This window comes from Streptomyces sp. NPDC050287 (assembly GCF_044459385.1).
Taxonomy (GTDB): Bacteria; Actinomycetota; Actinomycetes; order Streptomycetales; family Streptomycetaceae; genus Streptomyces.
In genome coordinates, this window is the sequence record NZ_JBITIY010000002.1 from 639,900 (window position 1) to 655,574 (window position 15,675).

The following is a 15,675-nucleotide window of genomic DNA, read 5'->3' on the forward strand; positions in this document are numbered from 1 at the left end:
CCGTCTGCCGCGCTCGGCGGTACCGGCCATCCCCGATCAGTGTGTCTTGTCGTATGCCTGCTGGTAGATCTCCAGGAAGCGCTTCAGCCCGAGCTGGTCGAGGTTCTTGAGGTACGAGTCCCAGTCGGAGTCGAGGGACTTCTTGCCGGTGATGAACTGCACGGCGCTCTGCTGTACGAAGGTGCCGATGTTCGTCTGGAGCGTGGCGAGTTCGCCTGCCCGCGCCGGATCGATCCACGTCTCCCCGTAAGGGAACGGGATCGACGACTTGGACTCGTGTCCCTCGTAGAGCTTCGTGGCTTCGAAGAGCCGGCGCTCCCATCCGTCCGGCGTCTTGGGGTCCTCGGCCACCGCTTGCGTGTTGCGGAACTGCTTGGTGTTGTTGTACTGCGTCAGAGCCCCCCAGTTGCCGTTGGCGGGTGCGGTGGTTCCGCGCTTGTACCTCGCCTTCACGCTGTCGTCGAGTGCGATGTCCTTCGGGCCGGGCGTGGCCCACCCCGGGCCCTCCGGGCCGAACATGCCGTTCAGCTCACCCTCCTCGCTGAAGATGTAGTTCAGCATCTTGATCGCCTGGATCTGCTTGGTCTGCGAGGCCTTGGTCGTGAGGACGAAGGTCGCTCCGGGCACCGACGACGAGGCATACGTCGCGTAGCTCTTGCCCTCCGGGCCGGTCAGCGGCGGCAGCGCGTCGTACTGCAGGTCGCGGCCGTCCTTCTGGCCCCCGGTGACGAAGATGCCGGGGTGCATCACCGTCGCCGAGCCCAGGATCACTCCACCCGCGTGGTCGCCCAGCTTCATCAGGGCGTCGCCGTTCTGGGTGAAGACGCTGCTGTCGATCAGGCCTTCGTCGTAGAGCGACTTGATGTACTTCAGGCCCTCTCGCCAGCCCGGCTTGTTCGCCTGGATGTCGGCCTTGCCGTCGTTCAGGGCCAGGGTGGGATTGGTGTCGGGGGAGGAGTTGCCGGTCGGGGTGTCGATGAACGCGTTCATCAGGTACGGAATGATCGTGTCCCCGGTGTCCCCGCTCAGCGGAACCTCGTCGGCCTTGCCGTTGCCGTTGGGATCCTTCGTCTTGAAGGCGCGGAGCACGTCGCGGAACTCGTCCGTGGTCGTCGGCTGCTTCAGCCCCAGCTTCTTCAGCCACGCGCTGTTGATCCACAGCTTGGACGGGTACGAGCAGTGGAAGCAGTCGACCCACTGGGGCATTCCGTAGATCTTGCCGTCGGGCGCGGTCGCCATCCGCTTGTACGCGGGGACATCGGCGAATGTCTTCTTGATGTTGGGGCCGTACTGGTCGATCAACTGGTTCAGCGGCTGGATGACGCCCTGGGTGGACAGCTTGAGGAGCTCCGTCTGGCTGAACTGGTCGACCCAGGGGATCAGCAGGTACAGGTCGGGCAGGTCACCGCTGGCCAGCGAGATCTGGCGCTTCTCCTTGGCCGGGCCGCCGTCCTGGGTGGTCGTCTGCCAGTTGATGGTGATGTTGAACTTCTGCTTGATCAGCTGGGTGAACTTGTTGGTCTTGAGGTTCTGGTCCGCGGCCTGGGGGGCGAAGACGTTGAGGGTGACCGGCGGGTTCCCGGTGATCTTGGGGAGCGGCTTGGACGTGTCGTTGCCGCCGGACGAACCACTGGTGCAGGCCGCCAGGGTCGCGAGCAGCGTCCCGGCGACCGCTGCTCTGGTGAGCAGAGGTGAACGAGGCATGGGGAAGTCCCTTCTGGTGACAGGGGGGATGGCTGGGGGGAGGTGAGGGGCGAGCGTGGGTGAGGCGGGGTCTGCTCAGCCCTTGATCGCGCCGATCATGATTCCCTTGGTGAAGTAGCGCGCGACGAAGGGATAGATGAGCAGGACGGGTACGCTCGCGATGACGATCAGGGAGTACTTGAGCAGGTCCGCGAGCTGCTGGCGTTCCAGCATCTGGGTGGCATCCGTCATGCCGCTGGGGCTGGTGTTGAGGATGAGGATGTTCCGCAGCACCAGCTGGATCGGGTAGAGGTCGGCGTCCTTGAGGTAGAGCAGGGCGTCGAAGTAGGAGTTCCACTGGGTGATGGCGTACATCAGCGCCACCACGGCGATCATCGGCTTGGCCAGGGGCAGGGCGACCTTCCACAGGAAGCGCAGATCACCGCAGCCGTCGATTTGCGCGGCCTCGTACAACTCGTCGGGGATCATGGTGCGGAAGTAGGTGCTGGCGATGACGACCTGCCAGACGCCGATGGCCTGCGGGATGATCAGTGCCCAGCGGGTGTTGATCATGCCGAGTTCCTGGACCACCAGGTAGGTGGGGATCAGCCCGCCGGAGAACAGCATGGTGAAGACCACGACGGCCATCACCGGGCCCCGCCCGAACAGGCTCTTGCGAGACAGGGGGTAGGCCAGGGCGATGGTGAAGCCGACGCTGACGACCGTGCCGACAGCCGTGTAGAAGAGCGAGTTGAGGAATCCGGTGACGATCTGCGGGTCGCTGAGGGCGACTTCGTAACCGCGCAGGGAGAAATCGACCGGCCAGAGCAGCACCCGGCCGGACGAGACGGCTATCGGGTCGCTGAGGGAACTGGCGACGATGTTCAGCAGCGGAAGAAGGACGACGGCCAGGAACGTGCACAGCAGCAGGTAGGTGCAGAACAGGAACATCCGGTCGACCCGGGTCTCCTGGATCCGCCGGCTGCCCCGCCGCCGGAGGAGTGGGAGCCGGCGCAAAGAGCCCGCACCCTGGCGTGTGTCGAGCACTGCTGGGCGGTCCTGGCTGTCTGGGCCGGCGACCGCTGCCATCTGGGAGCGGCTCATGACCACACCCCGCTTCCGGTGAGTCGTTTGGCGACGAAGTTCACGAAGACCAGCAAGGCCAGATTGACCGCCGAGTTGAGCAGCCCGATCGCGGTCGCCTGGCTGAAGTCGGCGTTGATCAGACCGGTCTTGTAGACGTAGGTGGCGATGATCTCCGATGAGCTGAGGTTCAGCGGGTTCTGCAGCAGGTAGGCCTTCTCGAAGCCGATGGCCATGATGTTGCCGACGGCGAGGACGAGGATGATCACGGCGGTCGGCATGATGCTCGGCAGGTCGACGTGCCAGATCTTCTGCAGCCTCGTGGCGCCGTCGACGCGTGCCGCCTCGTACTGCGACGGATCGACACCCGAGAGGGCCGCCAGGTAGATCACGGCTGAGTAACCCGCGGTCTGCCAGATGTCCGACCAGACGTAGATGTGCCGGAAGTAGTCCGCGTCCGCCAGCAGGTCCCTCTTCTCAACGCCGAAGAAGCCCGTGACATGGCTGACGAGACCTGTCTGGGGAGAAAGGATCATGATAGTCATCGAGACGACGACAACGGTGGAGATGAAGTACGGCGCGTACGTCACCATCTGCACGGTCCGCTTGAAGACGCCCTGCCGGATCTCGTTCAGCGCCAGCGCCAGGATGATCGGCACCGGGAAGCTCGCGATCACGGCGTAGAACGACAGCAGGAAGGTGTTCTTCACCAGCTGCCAGAAGACCGGGTTGCTGAATATCTGCTGGAAGTTGCGCAGGCCCACCCAGTCGCTTCCCCAGACGCCCTTGATGATGTTGTAGTCCTTGAAGGCGATGACCCCGTTGGCCATGGGGATGTACTTGAAGATCGCCAGGTGGACGAGCGGCACCAGCAACAGCAGGTAGAGCGTCCAATGCCGGGTGACGCTGCGCCGGGCCCTGCGCCGCATGCTCACCTTCGGCAGGCGGAGCGGCTGCGCCGCACTGTTCTGGGACATCTCTAGGCTCCAGATGCCGGGCGGCGCTCGCGGACCGGGCGGCAGGCGCGCCGCGACAGCCCTGCCGGCGGATGGGTCCAACTGCCCATTGCGGTGTCTCCTTGTTGGCGGTGAGGGGATGGGCGCTGACGAAGGCCGGACCCGCGAGTGGATGCGTGGTCCGTGCGTGCTGCCGTCCACGGCGAGGGGGTGCCGGTGAGGGAACGGGACAGCGGGCTCGCGAGGCAGGCGGTGGCCGCGTCGGCGGTGGCCCGGCTCCGTGGGGATGGCGGGCGTGCGGGCGGCGCGCACTGCCTCGGGGTCGGCGGCGCACTCCAGCAGGCGCCCGATCCACGAAGTGTCAGCGGTGCCGGGGGAGGAAACGGTCGACGCGGATGCCGAAGGGTAAGAGGCCGGCGGCGGTCGCCCGGGTGAGGGAGAGGACGGCGCCCTTGGTCGCCGAGGACAGCGCCCGCTCGGGCAGACCCGTGGTCGCCGCGGTGGAGCGGGCGTTGACGGTGGCAACCGCTCTCAGGACCGCGAACTCGGGTGGATCATCGCTCATGCGCCGGCCTCCTCCTGCCACACGGGACCGTCCGGGTAGCGGTGGGCCGCCACGGAGGCCGGGTGCAGTTGAGCGCTGATGCCGGGAGCGGTCGGTGCGAGGTAGTGGCCGTCGCGGATGCGCACGGGGTCGGTGAAGTGCTCGTGCAGGTGGTCGACGTACTCGATCACACGGTTCTCGGTGCCGGCGCTGACGGCGACGTAGTCGAACATCGCCAGGTGCTGCACCATCTCGCAGAGTCCGACTCCGCCGGCGTGCGGGCAGACCGGGACCCCGAACTTGGCGGCCAGCAGCAGGATGGCGACGTTCTCCGTGACCCCGGCGGTGCGGCTGGCGTCCATCTGCAGGACGTCCAGCGCTCCCGCCTGGAGGAACTGTTTGAACATCACCTGGTTGTGGGTGTGTTCGCCGGTGGCCACCTTCACGGGCGCCACCGCCCTGCGGACCGCGGCATGTCCGAGGACGTCGTCGGGTGACGTGGGTTCCTCGATCCAGTACGGGTCGAAGGGGACGAGCGAGCCCATCCAGTCGATCGCCTGCTGAACTCCCCAGGCCTGGTTGGCGTCCACGGCGATCCGGATGTCCGGACCGACCGCCTCGCGGGCCAGCCGCAGCCGGCGGACGTCGGCGTCGAGGTCGGCGCCCACCTTCAGCTTGATCTGGGAGAAACCTTCGGCGACCGCCTCCTTGGACAGGCGTACCAGCTTCTCGTCGTCGTAGCCGAGCCAGCCCGGTGTCGTCGTGTACGCCGGGTAGCCGTGCTCCAGCAGGTGGGCGGTGCGTACGGCGCGGCCAGGCTCGGCGCGGCGCAGGATCTCCAGCGCCTCGTCGCGGGTCAGCGCGTCCTCCAGGTAGCGGAAGTCGACCAGGTCGACGAGCTGCTCCGGGGACAGTTCGGACAGCAGCCGCCAGACCGGCTTTCCCGTGCGGCGCCCGTACAGGTCCCACACGGCGTTCACGATCGCCGCGGCGGCCATGTGGATGGCACCCTTCTCCGGTCCCAGCCAGCGCAGTTGGCTGTCTCCGGTCAACCGCCGGGAGAAGCCGCCGAGATCATCCAGGACCGCATCCACCGGCAACCCGACCACCAAGGGGGCCAGGGCCCGTACGGCGGCGACCTCGACATCGTTGCCGCGCCCCACGGTGAAGGCCAGCCCGTGTCCCTCGTCACCACCGCTCGTACGGATCGTCACGTAGGCGGCCGAGTAGTCGGGTTCGGGGTTCAAGGCGTCGGAGCCGTCGAGTTCGCGCGAGGTCGGGAACCGTACGTCCACCGCTTCGAGGGCGCTGATCAGTTCTGTCATGGTGCCTGGCCATCCCGGCCCGCGGGCCGTGGTGTCGGTGCGGAGTCCAACCACCTGTCGTCAGGCGTCTATTGCGGTCCCTGCAGAACAACAGGTATCGGACATGGGATGGATTTAAAGGCCGACGGAAGGTTCCTGTCCATACCTGCGGCGGAAATTTATGCATGTGCCCGCAGCGCCTGCGGGTTCTCCGCTTCACCGACCGTGGCGGCCGAAGATGAACCTCCCTTGTCTTCGAGGTCATGGGATGTCCTGTCACGGTGCCGCCGCGCACGCGCCATGAGGGGACGGCGACGCTTGTCGTTGGCTGACAAGCCGCAGCGCACGGTCGTGGCGCGCTCGTGCGCGGCGGCTCGTGCACCGCACACAGCAACAGACCCCCCGGCGTCCGCCGAGGGGTCTGTTGCTGGACGGCTTCTGGACGGCGGCTCAGGCCAGGCCAGGACCCCGGACCGGGATGCTGGTGAACGTCGGCTGCGGGGCCGGGTCCTGGAAGAAGTCGTTGCCCTTGTCGTCCACGACGACGAACGCCGGGAAGTCCTCGACCTCGATCTTCCAGACGGCCTCCATGCCGAGCTCCTCGTACTCGACGACCTCGACCTTCTTGATGCAGTCCTGGGCGAGCCGGGCGGCCGGGCCGCCGATGGAGCCCAGGTAGAAGCCGCCGTGCGCGGAGCACGCGTCGGTGACCTGCTTGCTGCGGTTGCCCTTGGCGAGCATCACCTTGGAGCCGCCCGCCGCCTGGAACTGCTCGACGTAGGAGTCCATGCGGCCGGCCGTCGTCGGCCCGAAGGAACCGGACGCGTACCCCTCGGGCGTCTTCGCCGGGCCCGCGTAGTACACCGGGTGGTCCTTCAGGTACTGCGGCATCTCCTCGCCCGCGTCCAGCCGCTCCTTGATCTTGGCGTGCGCGATGTCACGGGCCACGACCAGCGGGCCGGTGAGTGAAAGCCTCGTCTTCACCGGGTACTTGGTCAGCTCGGCGAGGATGTCGTCCATCGGCTGGTTCAGGTCGATCTTGACGACGTCGCCCTCTTCGAGGTGCTCGTCCGTCGTCTCCGGCAAGAAGCGCGCCGGGTCGGTCTCCAACTGCTCCAGGAAGACGCCCTCGGCGGTGATCTTCGCGACGGCCTGGCGGTCGGCGGAGCAGGAGACGGCGATGGCGACGGGGCAGGAGGCGCCGTGGCGGGGGAGGCGGACCACGCGGACGTCGTGGCAGAAGTACTTGCCGCCGAACTGCGCGCCGATCCCGATCTTCTGCGTCAGCTCGAAGACCTTCTCCTCCAGCTCCTTGTCCCGGAAGCCGTGGCCGAGCGGCGAGCCCTCGGCGGGGATCTCGTCCAGGTAGTGCGCGGAGGCGTACTTGGCGGTCTTCAGGGCGTACTCGGCGCTCGTACCGCCGACGACGATCGCCAGGTGGTACGGCGGACAGGCGGCCGTACCCAGCGAACGGACCTTCTCCTCCAGGAACTTCATCATGGAGGCCTCGTTCAGGACGGCCTTCGTCTCCTGGTAGAGGAACGACTTGTTGGCGGAGCCGCCGCCCTTCGCCATGAACAGGAACTTGTAGGCGCCGCCGTCGGTCGCGTACAGCTCGATCTGCGCCGGGAGGTTGGAGCCGGTGTTCTTCTCCTCCCACATGGTCAGCGGAGCCATCTGCGAGTAGCGCAGGTTGAGGTTCAGGTAGGCGTCGTAGATGCCTTGGGACAGGGCCTTCTCGTCCTCACCTTCGGTGAGGACGTTCTGTCCGCGCTTGCCCATGACGATCGCCGTGCCGGTGTCCTGGCACATCGGCAGCACACCCGCGGCCGCGATGTTCGCGTTCTTCAGCAGGTCCAGGGCGACGAACTTGTCGTTGCCCGACGCCTCCGGGTCGTCGATGATCCGGCGCAGCTGGGCCAGGTGGGCCGGGCGCAGATAGTGCTGGATGTCGTGGATGGCCTCCTCGGCCAGCTTGCGCAGCGCCTGAGGCTCCACCTTGAGGAACGTCCGCCCGTCGGCCTCGAAGGTGGAGACACCCTCGGAGGTCACCAGCCGGTAGGGGGTGGTGTCCTCTCCCATGGGGAGCAGATCCGTATACGCGAACTCAGGCATCTCAGCCCATTCCTCACTCGACAGACGACGCCCGCCTCCGTCGGCGGGCGTCCACCAGCGTAGAACCTGCCGGGGACGCCGAGGTTGTGAGGTAGTCCTCAATCGGCGGGCCGGTCGGCAGGCCGCTTGGCGGGGTCAATGTTGTCCACAGGCCTAGTCGCGATCTATCGCGTTTCGGTACGCTGCTGTCGTGGACCTTCAGAAGCACACCGAACCGCAGGTGCAGGACCCCTCCGCTCCGCGCCCCGGCGACGTGCGCGCCTCGGACGCGGAGCGCGACCGTATCGCCGACATCCTGCGCGAGGCCCTCGCCGAGGGGCGCCTGACCGCCGACGAGCACGCGGAGCGCGTCGAGGGGGTGCTGAGCGCCAAGACGGTGGGCGAACTGGAGGTCTTCATACGGGACCTGCCCGCCGCCCACGCGCGCCGGTCCGCCCCCGCCTACACCCCGGCCCCCAGCCGCCCCACGGACACGCTCCCGCACGACCCGGACGACAACGTGGTCGCGGTCTTCAGCGCCGCCGTCCGCAAGGGCCGCTGGCGCGCGGGCCGCCGTATCCACGCCTACGCGGTCTTCGGCAGCGTCGAGATCGACCTCAGTGAGGCGATCTTCGAGTACCAGCAGGTGGTGATCAAGGCGATCTCCGTCTTCGGCAACGTCGAGGTGCGCGTCCCGGAGAACGTCTCACTGCGCGGCACCGGTGGCGGAGTCCTGGGCAACTTCGAGGTGGACACCCTCGACTCGGGTGATCCGGAGGCCCCCGTCGTCTACGTGGACGGCTGGGCGGTGCTCGGCAACATCGAGGGCAAGCCCAAGCGCGGCAAGCTCGTCGCGGACATCCTCGAACGGGTTCAGCACAAGGTCGACAAAAGTTTGCGCAAGCATCTGGATCGTTGACGGTTGTGAATTCGACCCCCGGGGAAAGGTGCGGAGGGCGCCCGGGGTCCGGCCGTACCGGCACCCTCGAGCCCCGGAGTCCAGCGGTTCGGAACTCAGTGCATAGGCGCGCGCACAGCGGGTAGGCCTTGCTGCATCGTCTCTCGCTCGCGAAGCCGTCGTCAGGAGTAGACCGTGCTGCAACCGCCGCATTCGTCCCTGCAGGTAGCTGCCGTTCCGGCCCAGCGGGTGCCAGTGCGGGACAGGGACCAAGACGCACCCTGGCACACCGAGGCGGTGTGCCGGCGCGACGAGGCCGGCCTGTTCTTCGCCCCGTCCAAGGAACCCACCGCCGCCCGTCTCTCCCGCGAGGAGGCCGCGAAGCGTGTCTGCGGCGGCTGTCCCGTCATGGTCGAGTGCCGCGAGCACGCGCTCCTGCAACCGGAACCGTACGGCGTCTGGGGCGGGCTCACCGCCGCCGAGCGCCGCGTGGTCCTGGCCAGGCGCCGCCGCCGCGAGCTGGAACTCAAGAAGGCGGCGAGGCCGGCCGACCGCATAGCGGCCGCGGGCTGAGCCGCGTCAGACACGCCAGAAGGGCGCCCCCACCGCACCGGGGGCGCCCGTCAGACACGCCAGAAGGGCGCCCCCACCGCACCGGGGGCGCCCCTCTTTTCGGCCGCTGGATTCTCGGCCCGCTGGATTCTCAACCTGCTGGATTCCCGGCCCGCTGAATTTCCGGTCTGCGGAATCCTCGGCTACGGAAACGGGCTCCCGCCCGTGCCTACTTCGCGCGGTCGAAGTCGATCGCGCTGTACGCCCGCAGCTTGCTGAGCCGGTGCTCGGAGTCGATCCTCCGCACGGTCCCGGACTTCGACCGCATCACGATGGAGTCGGTCGTCGCGGTCTCCGAGCGGTACCGCACGCCCCGCAGCAACTCACCGTCGGTGATGCCGGTGGCGACGAAGAACACGTTCTCCCCGGACACCAGGTCGTCGGTCATCAGCACCCGGTCCAGGTCGTGCCCCGCGTCGATCGCCCGCTGCCGCTCCTCGTCGTCCTTCGGCCACAGCTTGCCCTGGATGGTCCCGCCCAGGCACTTCACCGCACAGGCAGAGATGATGCCCTCCGGCGTACCGCCGATGCCCAGAAGCAGATCGACACCGGTACCGTCGCGCAGCGCCAGGATCGAGCCCGCCACATCACCGTCGGAGATCAGCTTGATGCGCGCGCCGGTCTCCCGGATCTCGTCGATGAGGCCCTCGTGCCGCGGCCGGTCCAGGATGACCACGGTCACGTCCTCCGGCGTGGACCGCTTGGCCTTGGCCACCCGGCGGATGTTCACCGACACCGGCGCGTCGATGTCGACGAAGTCGGCGGCTTCGGGTCCGGTGACCAGCTTGTCCATGTAGAAGACGGCGGACGGGTCGAACATCGACCCGCGGTCGGCGGCGGCCAGCACGGCGATCGCGTTGGTCATGCCCTTGGCGGTCAGGGTGGTCCCGTCGATCGGGTCGACGGCGATGTCGCACTCGGGCCCGGTCCCGTCACCGACGCGCTCACCGTTGAAGAGCATCGGAGCCTCGTCCTTCTCGCCCTCTCCGATGACGACGACGCCGTTCATCGAGACGGTGTGGACGAGGGTCCGCATGGCGCGCACCGCGGCACCGTCGGCGCCGTTCTTGTCGCCGCGACCGACCCAGCGGCCCGCGGCCATGGCCGCGGCCTCGGTGACCCGGACCAGCTCCAGAGCGAGGTTGCGGTCGGGAGCCTCGGAAGGAACTTCGAGCTCGGACGGCAGATGATGATGCTCGGTCATCGGAGCGCACCTTTCTGATACGACGACGGCCGGATGAGGGTATGAGCCCGACTCTATCGTCAGGCGGACAAAATGAGCAGGGGGCCCCACGGATGAGCGGACCAGGGCACCTGCGACGATAGGGACGTGGCAGGTTCGAACGGTAAGCAGAAGACGGTCCGGGACATGATCCTCTCCCTGGTCCTGATCGGGATCGCGGCGGCGGTCATCTACATCTTCATCCCGCACGACGACTCCGCTCCGGACCTTCCGAAGGTCGACTACCGTGTCGAGTTGCTGACGGCGCGCCGCGCCGCGCCCTACCCGGTGGCCGCGCCCGAGGGTCTGTCCGGCAACTGGAAGGCGACGTCCGTCCGCTTCCAGGGCGACCAGTTCGACGCCTGGCACCTCGGCTTCCAGGCTCCCGACGGGGAGTACGTGCAGATCGAGCAGTCGACTCAGAAACCCTCGACGTTCATCGACGCGGCCAGCCAGGGCGGCAAGGAGACGAAGACCACCCAGGAGATCGACGGCCGGACCTGGACCCGCTACACCGGCGGCCGCTACGACGCCCTGGTGCTCACCGAGAAGGGCGCGACGACGGTGGTGGCCGGCACGGGCTCGTTCGCCCGGCTGACCCAGATGGCCGAGGCGCTGAAGACGGCCTGAGCGGCCGTACAGGAGAGCGAGCCGGGACGGCGGCCGTACGGGGCAGCCCTGCGGGGCGGCCGCAAAAGACAACGAAGGCAGCCGCGAAGGGCAACGAGGGCAGCCGCGAAGAACAACAACAAGAGGCCCCCGGTGTCGGTCCCGGGGGCCTCTCGCACGGGGGCACTCAGACGGTGGTGACGACCTCGTCGTACGCCAGCCGCGGGGAGCGCGGGAACCAGGCGTCGTCGCCCGGCTTGCCGATGTTGACGACCATCAGCGGGGTGTGGTCGTCGTCCAGGAACTCCTTGCGGACGCCCTCGAAGTCCAGACCGGTCATCGGTCCGGCGGCGAGACCCGCGGCGCGGACGCCGATGATGAAGTACGCGGCCTGCAGTGCGGCGTTCAGCGTGGCCGCGCCCTCGCGGGCCGAGCGCTCGCCGAAGAAGAGGTCCTTGGCCTGCGGGAAGTGCGGGAACAGCGTCGGCAGTTCCTCGTGGAACTCGTTGTCCGCGGAGAGGATCGCCACCAGCGGGGCCGTGGCGGTCTTGGGCTGGTTGCCCTCGGCCATGTGCTGGACCAGACGCTCACGGGCCTCGGCGGAGCGGACCAGGGTGATGCGCAGCGGGCTCTGGTTGAACGCCGTCGGGCCGTACTTGACCAGGTCGTAGATGGCCTGCAGCTGCTCATCGGTCACCGGCTCGTCGGTGAAGGTGTTCGCGGTGCGGGCCTCGCGGAAGAGCAGGTCCTGGGCGGCGGGGTCAAGGACGAGAGACATACGTGAACCTTCTCGGAGATGTACGTCGGATCCGGGGGCACCGGACCGGTTGACGTCTCCGACCGTACGCCAATGAAGTTCAACGTTCAACAAAAAGCGGGGCGTGGTGATCCGCTTCACATCCCCGGTCGCCCGGGGCGGCTACTCCTCGCCCTCTGCCTCGCGGTCCGCCCTGCCGCCCTTGCCGCCGCCCGTGTCCCGGCCGTCGCCCTCCTCCTCGGCCAGGGCCGCGTCCAGCCGCGCGCGTGCCCCCTCGAGCCAGCGCCGGCACACCTTGGCCAGCTCCTCGCCGCGCTCCCACAGCGCGAGGGACTCCTCCAGCGTCGTACCGCCCGCCTCCAGCCGCCGTACGACGTCGATCAGCTCGTCCCGCGCCTGCTCGTACCCGAGACCCTCGGTCACCGCGGCCGTCTCCTCCACCTTGCTGGTCATCCGCCCACCCTATGCATCGACACGGACCACGAACTCGCCCTCGGCCACCCGCGCGCGCAGCACCTCGTCACCCGTGACCTCGTCCGGACCGTGGACGACATGCCCGTCGGTCTTCTGCAGCACGGCGTACCCCCGCTCGAGGGTCGCGGCGGGGGAGAGGCCCACCACGCGCGCGTGCGTGTGCGTCAGCTCCGAGTCGGCGCGGTCGAGGAGATGCCCCAGGGTGCGGCGCCCCCGGTCGATCAGCGAGGCCACCTGGTCGGCCCGCTCGTCGATCATCCGGTGCGGATCCTCTATCGACGGCCGGGCGAGCGCATGGGCGAGTCCGCGCTCCTCCCGCTCGATGAACGCCCCGACACACCGCCGTGCCCGGTCCCGCAGCAGCCGCACCCGCTCGTACTCCTCGCCCACGTCCGGTACGACCTTCTTGGCCGCGTCGGTCGGGGTGGAGGCGCGCAGGTCGGCGACGTGGTCGAGGAGGGGGTTGTCCGGTTCGTGCCCGATGGCGGACACCACAGGCGTACGGCACTGGGCGACCGTCCTGATCAGCTGCTCGTCGGAGAACGGCAGCAGATCCTCCACGCTGCCACCCCCGCGGGCGACGATGATGACGTCCACGTCGTCGAGCGCGTCGAGCTCCTTCACGGCCTGCACGACCTGCGGCACGGCGTGCACGCCCTGCACGGCGACGTTGCGCACCTCGAAGCGGACGGCCGGCCAGCGGTGCCGGGCGTTCTCCAGGACGTCCCGCTCGGCGGCCGAGGCCCGCCCGCAGACCAGCCCGACGAGCTGGGGCAGGAACGGCAGCGGCTTCTTCCGCTCGGCCGCGAACAGCCCCTCCGCGGCAAGGGACTTCTTCAGCTGCTCCAGCCGCGCGAGGAGCTCCCCGACCCCGACGGGCCTTATCTCGGCGGCCCGCAGCGACAGTTGCCCCCGCGGCGCGTACCACTCGGGCTTCGCCAGTACGACGACCCGGGCCCCCTCGCTCACCACGTCCGCCACGGCGTCGAACACCTGGCGATAGCAGGTGACGCTCACGGAGATGTCGTACGACGGGTCACGCAGGGTCAGGAACACGACGCCCGCGCCGGGCCGCCGCGACAGCTGGGTGATCTGCCCCTCGACCCACACGGCCCCGAGCCGGTCGATCCACCCACCGATGAGCCGCGACACCTCACCGACGGGCAGAGGAGTTTCCGCGGACGTGTTGAGAGCCATGCCGCGAGAGTAACGGCCGGGTCCGACAACGCCCCGCGAGCGGGCGCCGCCTGGTGAACCCCGGCGGCGGGGTTCAGGGTGCCCGCATCACCCGCGACGTGGGCGCAGGCGGTCTGCGGCCCGCCCCTGCCGCTGAGGTGCACAGGCGGTCTGCGGCCCACCCGTGTCACTGAGGTGCGCAGGCGGTCTGCGGCCCACCCGTGTCACTGAGGTGCGCAGGCGGTCTGCGGCCCACCCCCGTCACTGAGGCGCACAGGCGATCTCGGCCCGCCGAGGCGGCCTTACGATGGGACGCATGACTGCTTCTCCTGGCCGCCGTGTCCTGCTCGCCGCCCCCCGTGGCTACTGCGCGGGCGTAGACCGCGCGGTGATCGCCGTCGAGAAAGCCCTGGAGCAGTACGGCGCTCCGGTGTACGTCCGGCACGAGATCGTCCACAACAAGTACGTCGTGCGGACCCTGGAGAACAAGGGCGCCATCTTCGTCGAACGGACGGAGGAGGTCCCCCCGGGGAACATCGTCATGTTCTCCGCGCACGGAGTGGCCCCTGTCGTCCACGAGGAGGCCGAGCGCGGCCGCCTCGCCACCATCGACGCCACCTGCCCGCTGGTCACCAAGGTCCACAAGGAAGCCGTCCGCTTCGCCGGCGAGGACTACGACATCCTCCTGATCGGGCACGAGGGCCACGAGGAGGTCATCGGCACCTCCGGCGAGGCCCCCGACCACATCACGCTCGTCGACGGCCCCGGGGACGTGGACAAGGTGGAGGTCCGCGACCCCTCCAAGGTCGTCTGGCTCTCCCAGACCACGCTCTCCGTCGACGAGACCATGGAGACCGTCGACGCCCTCAAGGAGAAGTTCCCGCAGCTGATCTCCCCGCCCAGCGACGACATCTGCTACGCCACGCAGAACCGTCAGCTCGCGGTGAAGCAGATGGGCGCGGAGGCCGAGCTGGTGATCGTCGTCGGCTCCCGCAACTCCTCCAACTCCAAGCGGCTCGTCGAGGTCGCCAAGCTGGCCGGCGCCCGCGAGGCGTACCTGGTGGACTTCGCGAGCGAGATCGACGAGGCCTGGCTGCGGGGCGTGACGACGGTGGGCGTCACCTCCGGCGCCTCCGTCCCCGAGGTGCTCGTCGAGGAGGTCCTCGAGTGGCTCGGCGAGCGCGGCTACGGCGACGTCGAACTGGTCAAGACGGCCGATGAGTCCATCACCTTCTCGCTGCCGAAGGAACTGCGCCGCGACCTGCGCGAGGAGGCGGCGTCGCTGGTGGCCCAGCGCGGCGGCTCCGGCTCGGCGTCCGGCCCCAAGGGTGCCTCGGTGGAGTGACTGTCAGTCGTTCGTCGTAACGTAGGGCCATGCAGATCTTCGGCGTGGACATCGGCGGATCCGGGATCAAGGGCGCCCCTGTGGACCTGGACAGGGGCGACCTCGCCCAGGAGCGCTTCAAGGTGCTGACCCCGCACCCGGCGACCCCCGACGGGGTGGCCGACGGCGTGCGGCAGGTCGTCGAGCACCACGGCTGGACGGGACCGGTCGGCCTGACCTTCCCGGGCGTGGTCACCGACGGATCCCATATCCGTACGGCGGCCAACGTCGACAAGAGCTGGATCGACACGGACGCGCGCACCCTGTTCAGCGAGCGCCTGGGCGGCCTTCCGGTGACGGTGGTCAACGACGCGGACGCGGCGGGCGTCGCCGAGATGAACTTCGGCGCGGGCCGGGACCGCCGGGGCACGGTCATCCTGCTCACCTTCGGCACCGGCATCGGCAGCGCCCTCTTCGTCGACGGCGTCCTCGTCCCCAACACCGAACTGGGCCACCTCGAACTGCACGGCCACGACGCGGAGAAGCGCGCCTCCAGCAAGGCCAAGGAGGACGAGGACCTGACGTGGGAGCACTGGGCCCACCGCGTCCAGAAGTACCTCGCCCATGTCGAGATGCTCTTCTCGCCCGAGCTGTTCATCATCGGCGGCGGCGTCAGCCGCAAGTCCGAGAAGTTCCTCCACTACATCGAGGGCATCACGGCGGAGATCGTCCCCGCGCAGCTGCAGAACAACGCGGGGATCGTGGGGGCGGCGATGAGAGCGGCGAAGGCGTAGCTCGACCGAGTAGCTCTTCCCGGGGGCGTCGTGCCGACAGCACGTCCGCACGGGCGGGCCGAGCGGACAGGTCGAGCGGGCAGGCACGGGTGGGCAGGCACGGGTGGACAGGCACGGGCGAGCTGGTGGGAAACCGGTCGGACCC

At 68.5% G+C, this 15,675-nt stretch carries 15 protein-coding genes; 5 read left to right on the plus strand and 10 right to left on the minus strand.

Going from position 1 to position 15,675, the window contains the following annotated elements; genetic code table 11:
- Window positions 1-36: 36 nt before the first annotated feature.
- The 6 genes from ACIBK3_RS08225 to ACIBK3_RS08250 form a co-directional block, all read right to left on the minus strand.
- Entirely contained in the window at window positions 37-1,704 is a 1,668-nt protein-coding gene (locus ACIBK3_RS08225; protein WP_399363086.1) for an ABC transporter substrate-binding protein, read from the minus strand.
- Between the two features lie 75 nt (window positions 1,705-1,779).
- Window positions 1,780-2,787, minus strand: a complete 1,008-nt coding sequence (locus ACIBK3_RS08230; protein WP_399363088.1) for a carbohydrate ABC transporter permease — start codon at window positions 2,785-2,787, stop codon at window positions 1,780-1,782.
- Entirely contained in the window at window positions 2,784-3,743 is a 960-nt protein-coding gene (locus tag ACIBK3_RS08235; protein ID WP_399363090.1) for an ABC transporter permease, read from the minus strand. The genes ACIBK3_RS08230 and ACIBK3_RS08235 overlap by 4 nt, the downstream gene beginning before the upstream one ends.
- A 340-nt stretch (window positions 3,744-4,083) precedes the next feature.
- Window positions 4,084-4,287, minus strand: coding sequence for a hypothetical protein (locus ACIBK3_RS08240; protein ID WP_399363092.1), 204 nt, complete (start codon window positions 4,285-4,287; stop codon window positions 4,084-4,086).
- Window positions 4,284-5,591: an enolase C-terminal domain-like protein gene (locus ACIBK3_RS08245; RefSeq protein WP_399363094.1), complete on the minus strand. Its 1,308-nt coding sequence runs from the start codon at window positions 5,589-5,591 to the stop codon at window positions 4,284-4,286. The genes ACIBK3_RS08240 and ACIBK3_RS08245 overlap by 4 nt, the downstream gene beginning before the upstream one ends.
- Window positions 5,592-6,020: 429 nt before the next feature.
- Window positions 6,021-7,685, minus strand: coding sequence for a fumarate hydratase (locus ACIBK3_RS08250; protein WP_399363096.1), 1,665 nt, complete (start codon window positions 7,683-7,685; stop codon window positions 6,021-6,023).
- A 190-nt stretch (window positions 7,686-7,875) separates the two neighbouring features.
- Here ACIBK3_RS08250 and ACIBK3_RS08255 point away from each other — a divergent pair, with 190 nt between their 5' ends.
- Window positions 7,876-8,583 carry a DUF1707 domain-containing protein gene (locus tag ACIBK3_RS08255; RefSeq protein ID WP_399363098.1) on the plus strand — a complete coding sequence of 236 codons (708 nt, stop codon included), beginning with the start codon at window positions 7,876-7,878 and terminating at the stop codon, window positions 8,581-8,583.
- 174 nt (window positions 8,584-8,757) lie between these two features.
- On the plus strand, window positions 8,758-9,135 hold the full coding sequence (locus ACIBK3_RS08260) for a WhiB family transcriptional regulator (protein WP_399363100.1): 378 nt from the start codon (window positions 8,758-8,760) through the stop codon (window positions 9,133-9,135).
- Window positions 9,136-9,343: 208 nt separating this feature from the next.
- On the opposite strand, the gene glpX is transcribed toward ACIBK3_RS08260, so the two are convergent.
- On the minus strand, window positions 9,344-10,378 hold the full coding sequence (gene glpX, locus ACIBK3_RS08265) for a class II fructose-bisphosphatase (protein ID WP_399363102.1): 1,035 nt from the start codon (window positions 10,376-10,378) through the stop codon (window positions 9,344-9,346).
- A 126-nt stretch (window positions 10,379-10,504) separates the two neighbouring features.
- Between glpX and ACIBK3_RS08270 the strand changes: the two genes are divergently transcribed.
- Window positions 10,505-11,026, plus strand: a complete 522-nt coding sequence (locus ACIBK3_RS08270) for a DUF4245 domain-containing protein (RefSeq protein ID WP_399363104.1) — start codon at window positions 10,505-10,507, stop codon at window positions 11,024-11,026.
- A 166-nt stretch (window positions 11,027-11,192) separates the two neighbouring features.
- On the opposite strand, the gene ACIBK3_RS08275 is transcribed toward ACIBK3_RS08270, so the two are convergent.
- From ACIBK3_RS08275 to xseA, 3 genes are all read right to left on the minus strand, one after another.
- The gene (locus tag ACIBK3_RS08275) at window positions 11,193-11,783 is read right to left on the minus strand and encodes a malonic semialdehyde reductase (RefSeq protein WP_399363106.1); all 591 of its coding nucleotides are present in this window, start codon (window positions 11,781-11,783) and stop codon (window positions 11,193-11,195) included.
- A 141-nt stretch (window positions 11,784-11,924) separates the two neighbouring features.
- On the minus strand, window positions 11,925-12,215 hold the full coding sequence (locus tag ACIBK3_RS08280) for an exodeoxyribonuclease VII small subunit (protein WP_399363108.1): 291 nt from the start codon (window positions 12,213-12,215) through the stop codon (window positions 11,925-11,927).
- A gap of 9 nt (window positions 12,216-12,224) precedes the next feature.
- Window positions 12,225-13,433 carry an exodeoxyribonuclease VII large subunit gene (xseA, locus tag ACIBK3_RS08285; protein WP_399363110.1) on the minus strand — a complete coding sequence of 403 codons (1,209 nt, stop codon included), beginning with the start codon at window positions 13,431-13,433 and terminating at the stop codon, window positions 12,225-12,227.
- Window positions 13,434-13,719: 286 nt separating this feature from the next.
- Between xseA and ACIBK3_RS08290 the strand changes: the two genes are divergently transcribed.
- On the plus strand, window positions 13,720-14,757 hold the full coding sequence (locus ACIBK3_RS08290; RefSeq protein WP_399363112.1) for a 4-hydroxy-3-methylbut-2-enyl diphosphate reductase: 1,038 nt from the start codon (window positions 13,720-13,722) through the stop codon (window positions 14,755-14,757).
- A 29-nt stretch (window positions 14,758-14,786) separates the two neighbouring features.
- Window positions 14,787-15,530 carry a polyphosphate--glucose phosphotransferase gene (ppgK, locus tag ACIBK3_RS08295; protein ID WP_399363115.1) on the plus strand — a complete coding sequence of 248 codons (744 nt, stop codon included), beginning with the start codon at window positions 14,787-14,789 and terminating at the stop codon, window positions 15,528-15,530.
- The last annotated feature ends 145 nt before the right edge of the window (window positions 15,531-15,675 follow it).

What these genes read in the sequence shown, in the direction of transcription:
- ACIBK3_RS08225 (WP_399363086.1), bottom strand. Translation starts at nt 1,704, where the DNA reads ATGCCTCGTTCACCTCTGCTCACCAGAGCAGCGGTCGCCGGGACGCTG.
- ACIBK3_RS08230 (WP_399363088.1), bottom strand. Translation starts at nt 2,787, where the DNA reads ATGAGCCGCTCCCAGATGGCAGCGGTCGCCGGCCCAGACAGCCAGGAC.
- ACIBK3_RS08235 (WP_399363090.1), bottom strand. Translation starts at nt 3,743, where the DNA reads ATGTCCCAGAACAGTGCGGCGCAGCCGCTCCGCCTGCCGAAGGTGAGC.
- ACIBK3_RS08240 (WP_399363092.1), bottom strand. Translation starts at nt 4,287, where the DNA reads ATGAGCGATGATCCACCCGAGTTCGCGGTCCTGAGAGCGGTTGCCACC.
- ACIBK3_RS08245 (WP_399363094.1), bottom strand. Translation starts at nt 5,591, where the DNA reads ATGACAGAACTGATCAGCGCCCTCGAAGCGGTGGACGTACGGTTCCCG.
- ACIBK3_RS08250 (WP_399363096.1), bottom strand. Translation starts at nt 7,685, where the DNA reads ATGCCTGAGTTCGCGTATACGGATCTGCTCCCCATGGGAGAGGACACC.
- glpX (WP_399363102.1), bottom strand. Translation starts at nt 10,378, where the DNA reads ATGACCGAGCATCATCATCTGCCGTCCGAGCTCGAAGTTCCTTCCGAG.
- ACIBK3_RS08275 (WP_399363106.1), bottom strand. Translation starts at nt 11,783, where the DNA reads ATGTCTCTCGTCCTTGACCCCGCCGCCCAGGACCTGCTCTTCCGCGAG.
- ACIBK3_RS08280 (WP_399363108.1), bottom strand. Translation starts at nt 12,215, where the DNA reads ATGACCAGCAAGGTGGAGGAGACGGCCGCGGTGACCGAGGGTCTCGGG.
- xseA (WP_399363110.1), bottom strand. Translation starts at nt 13,433, where the DNA reads ATGGCTCTCAACACGTCCGCGGAAACTCCTCTGCCCGTCGGTGAGGTG.
- ACIBK3_RS08290 (WP_399363112.1), top strand. Translation starts at nt 13,720, where the DNA reads ATGGGACGCATGACTGCTTCTCCTGGCCGCCGTGTCCTGCTCGCCGCC.
- ppgK (WP_399363115.1), top strand. Translation starts at nt 14,787, where the DNA reads ATGCAGATCTTCGGCGTGGACATCGGCGGATCCGGGATCAAGGGCGCC.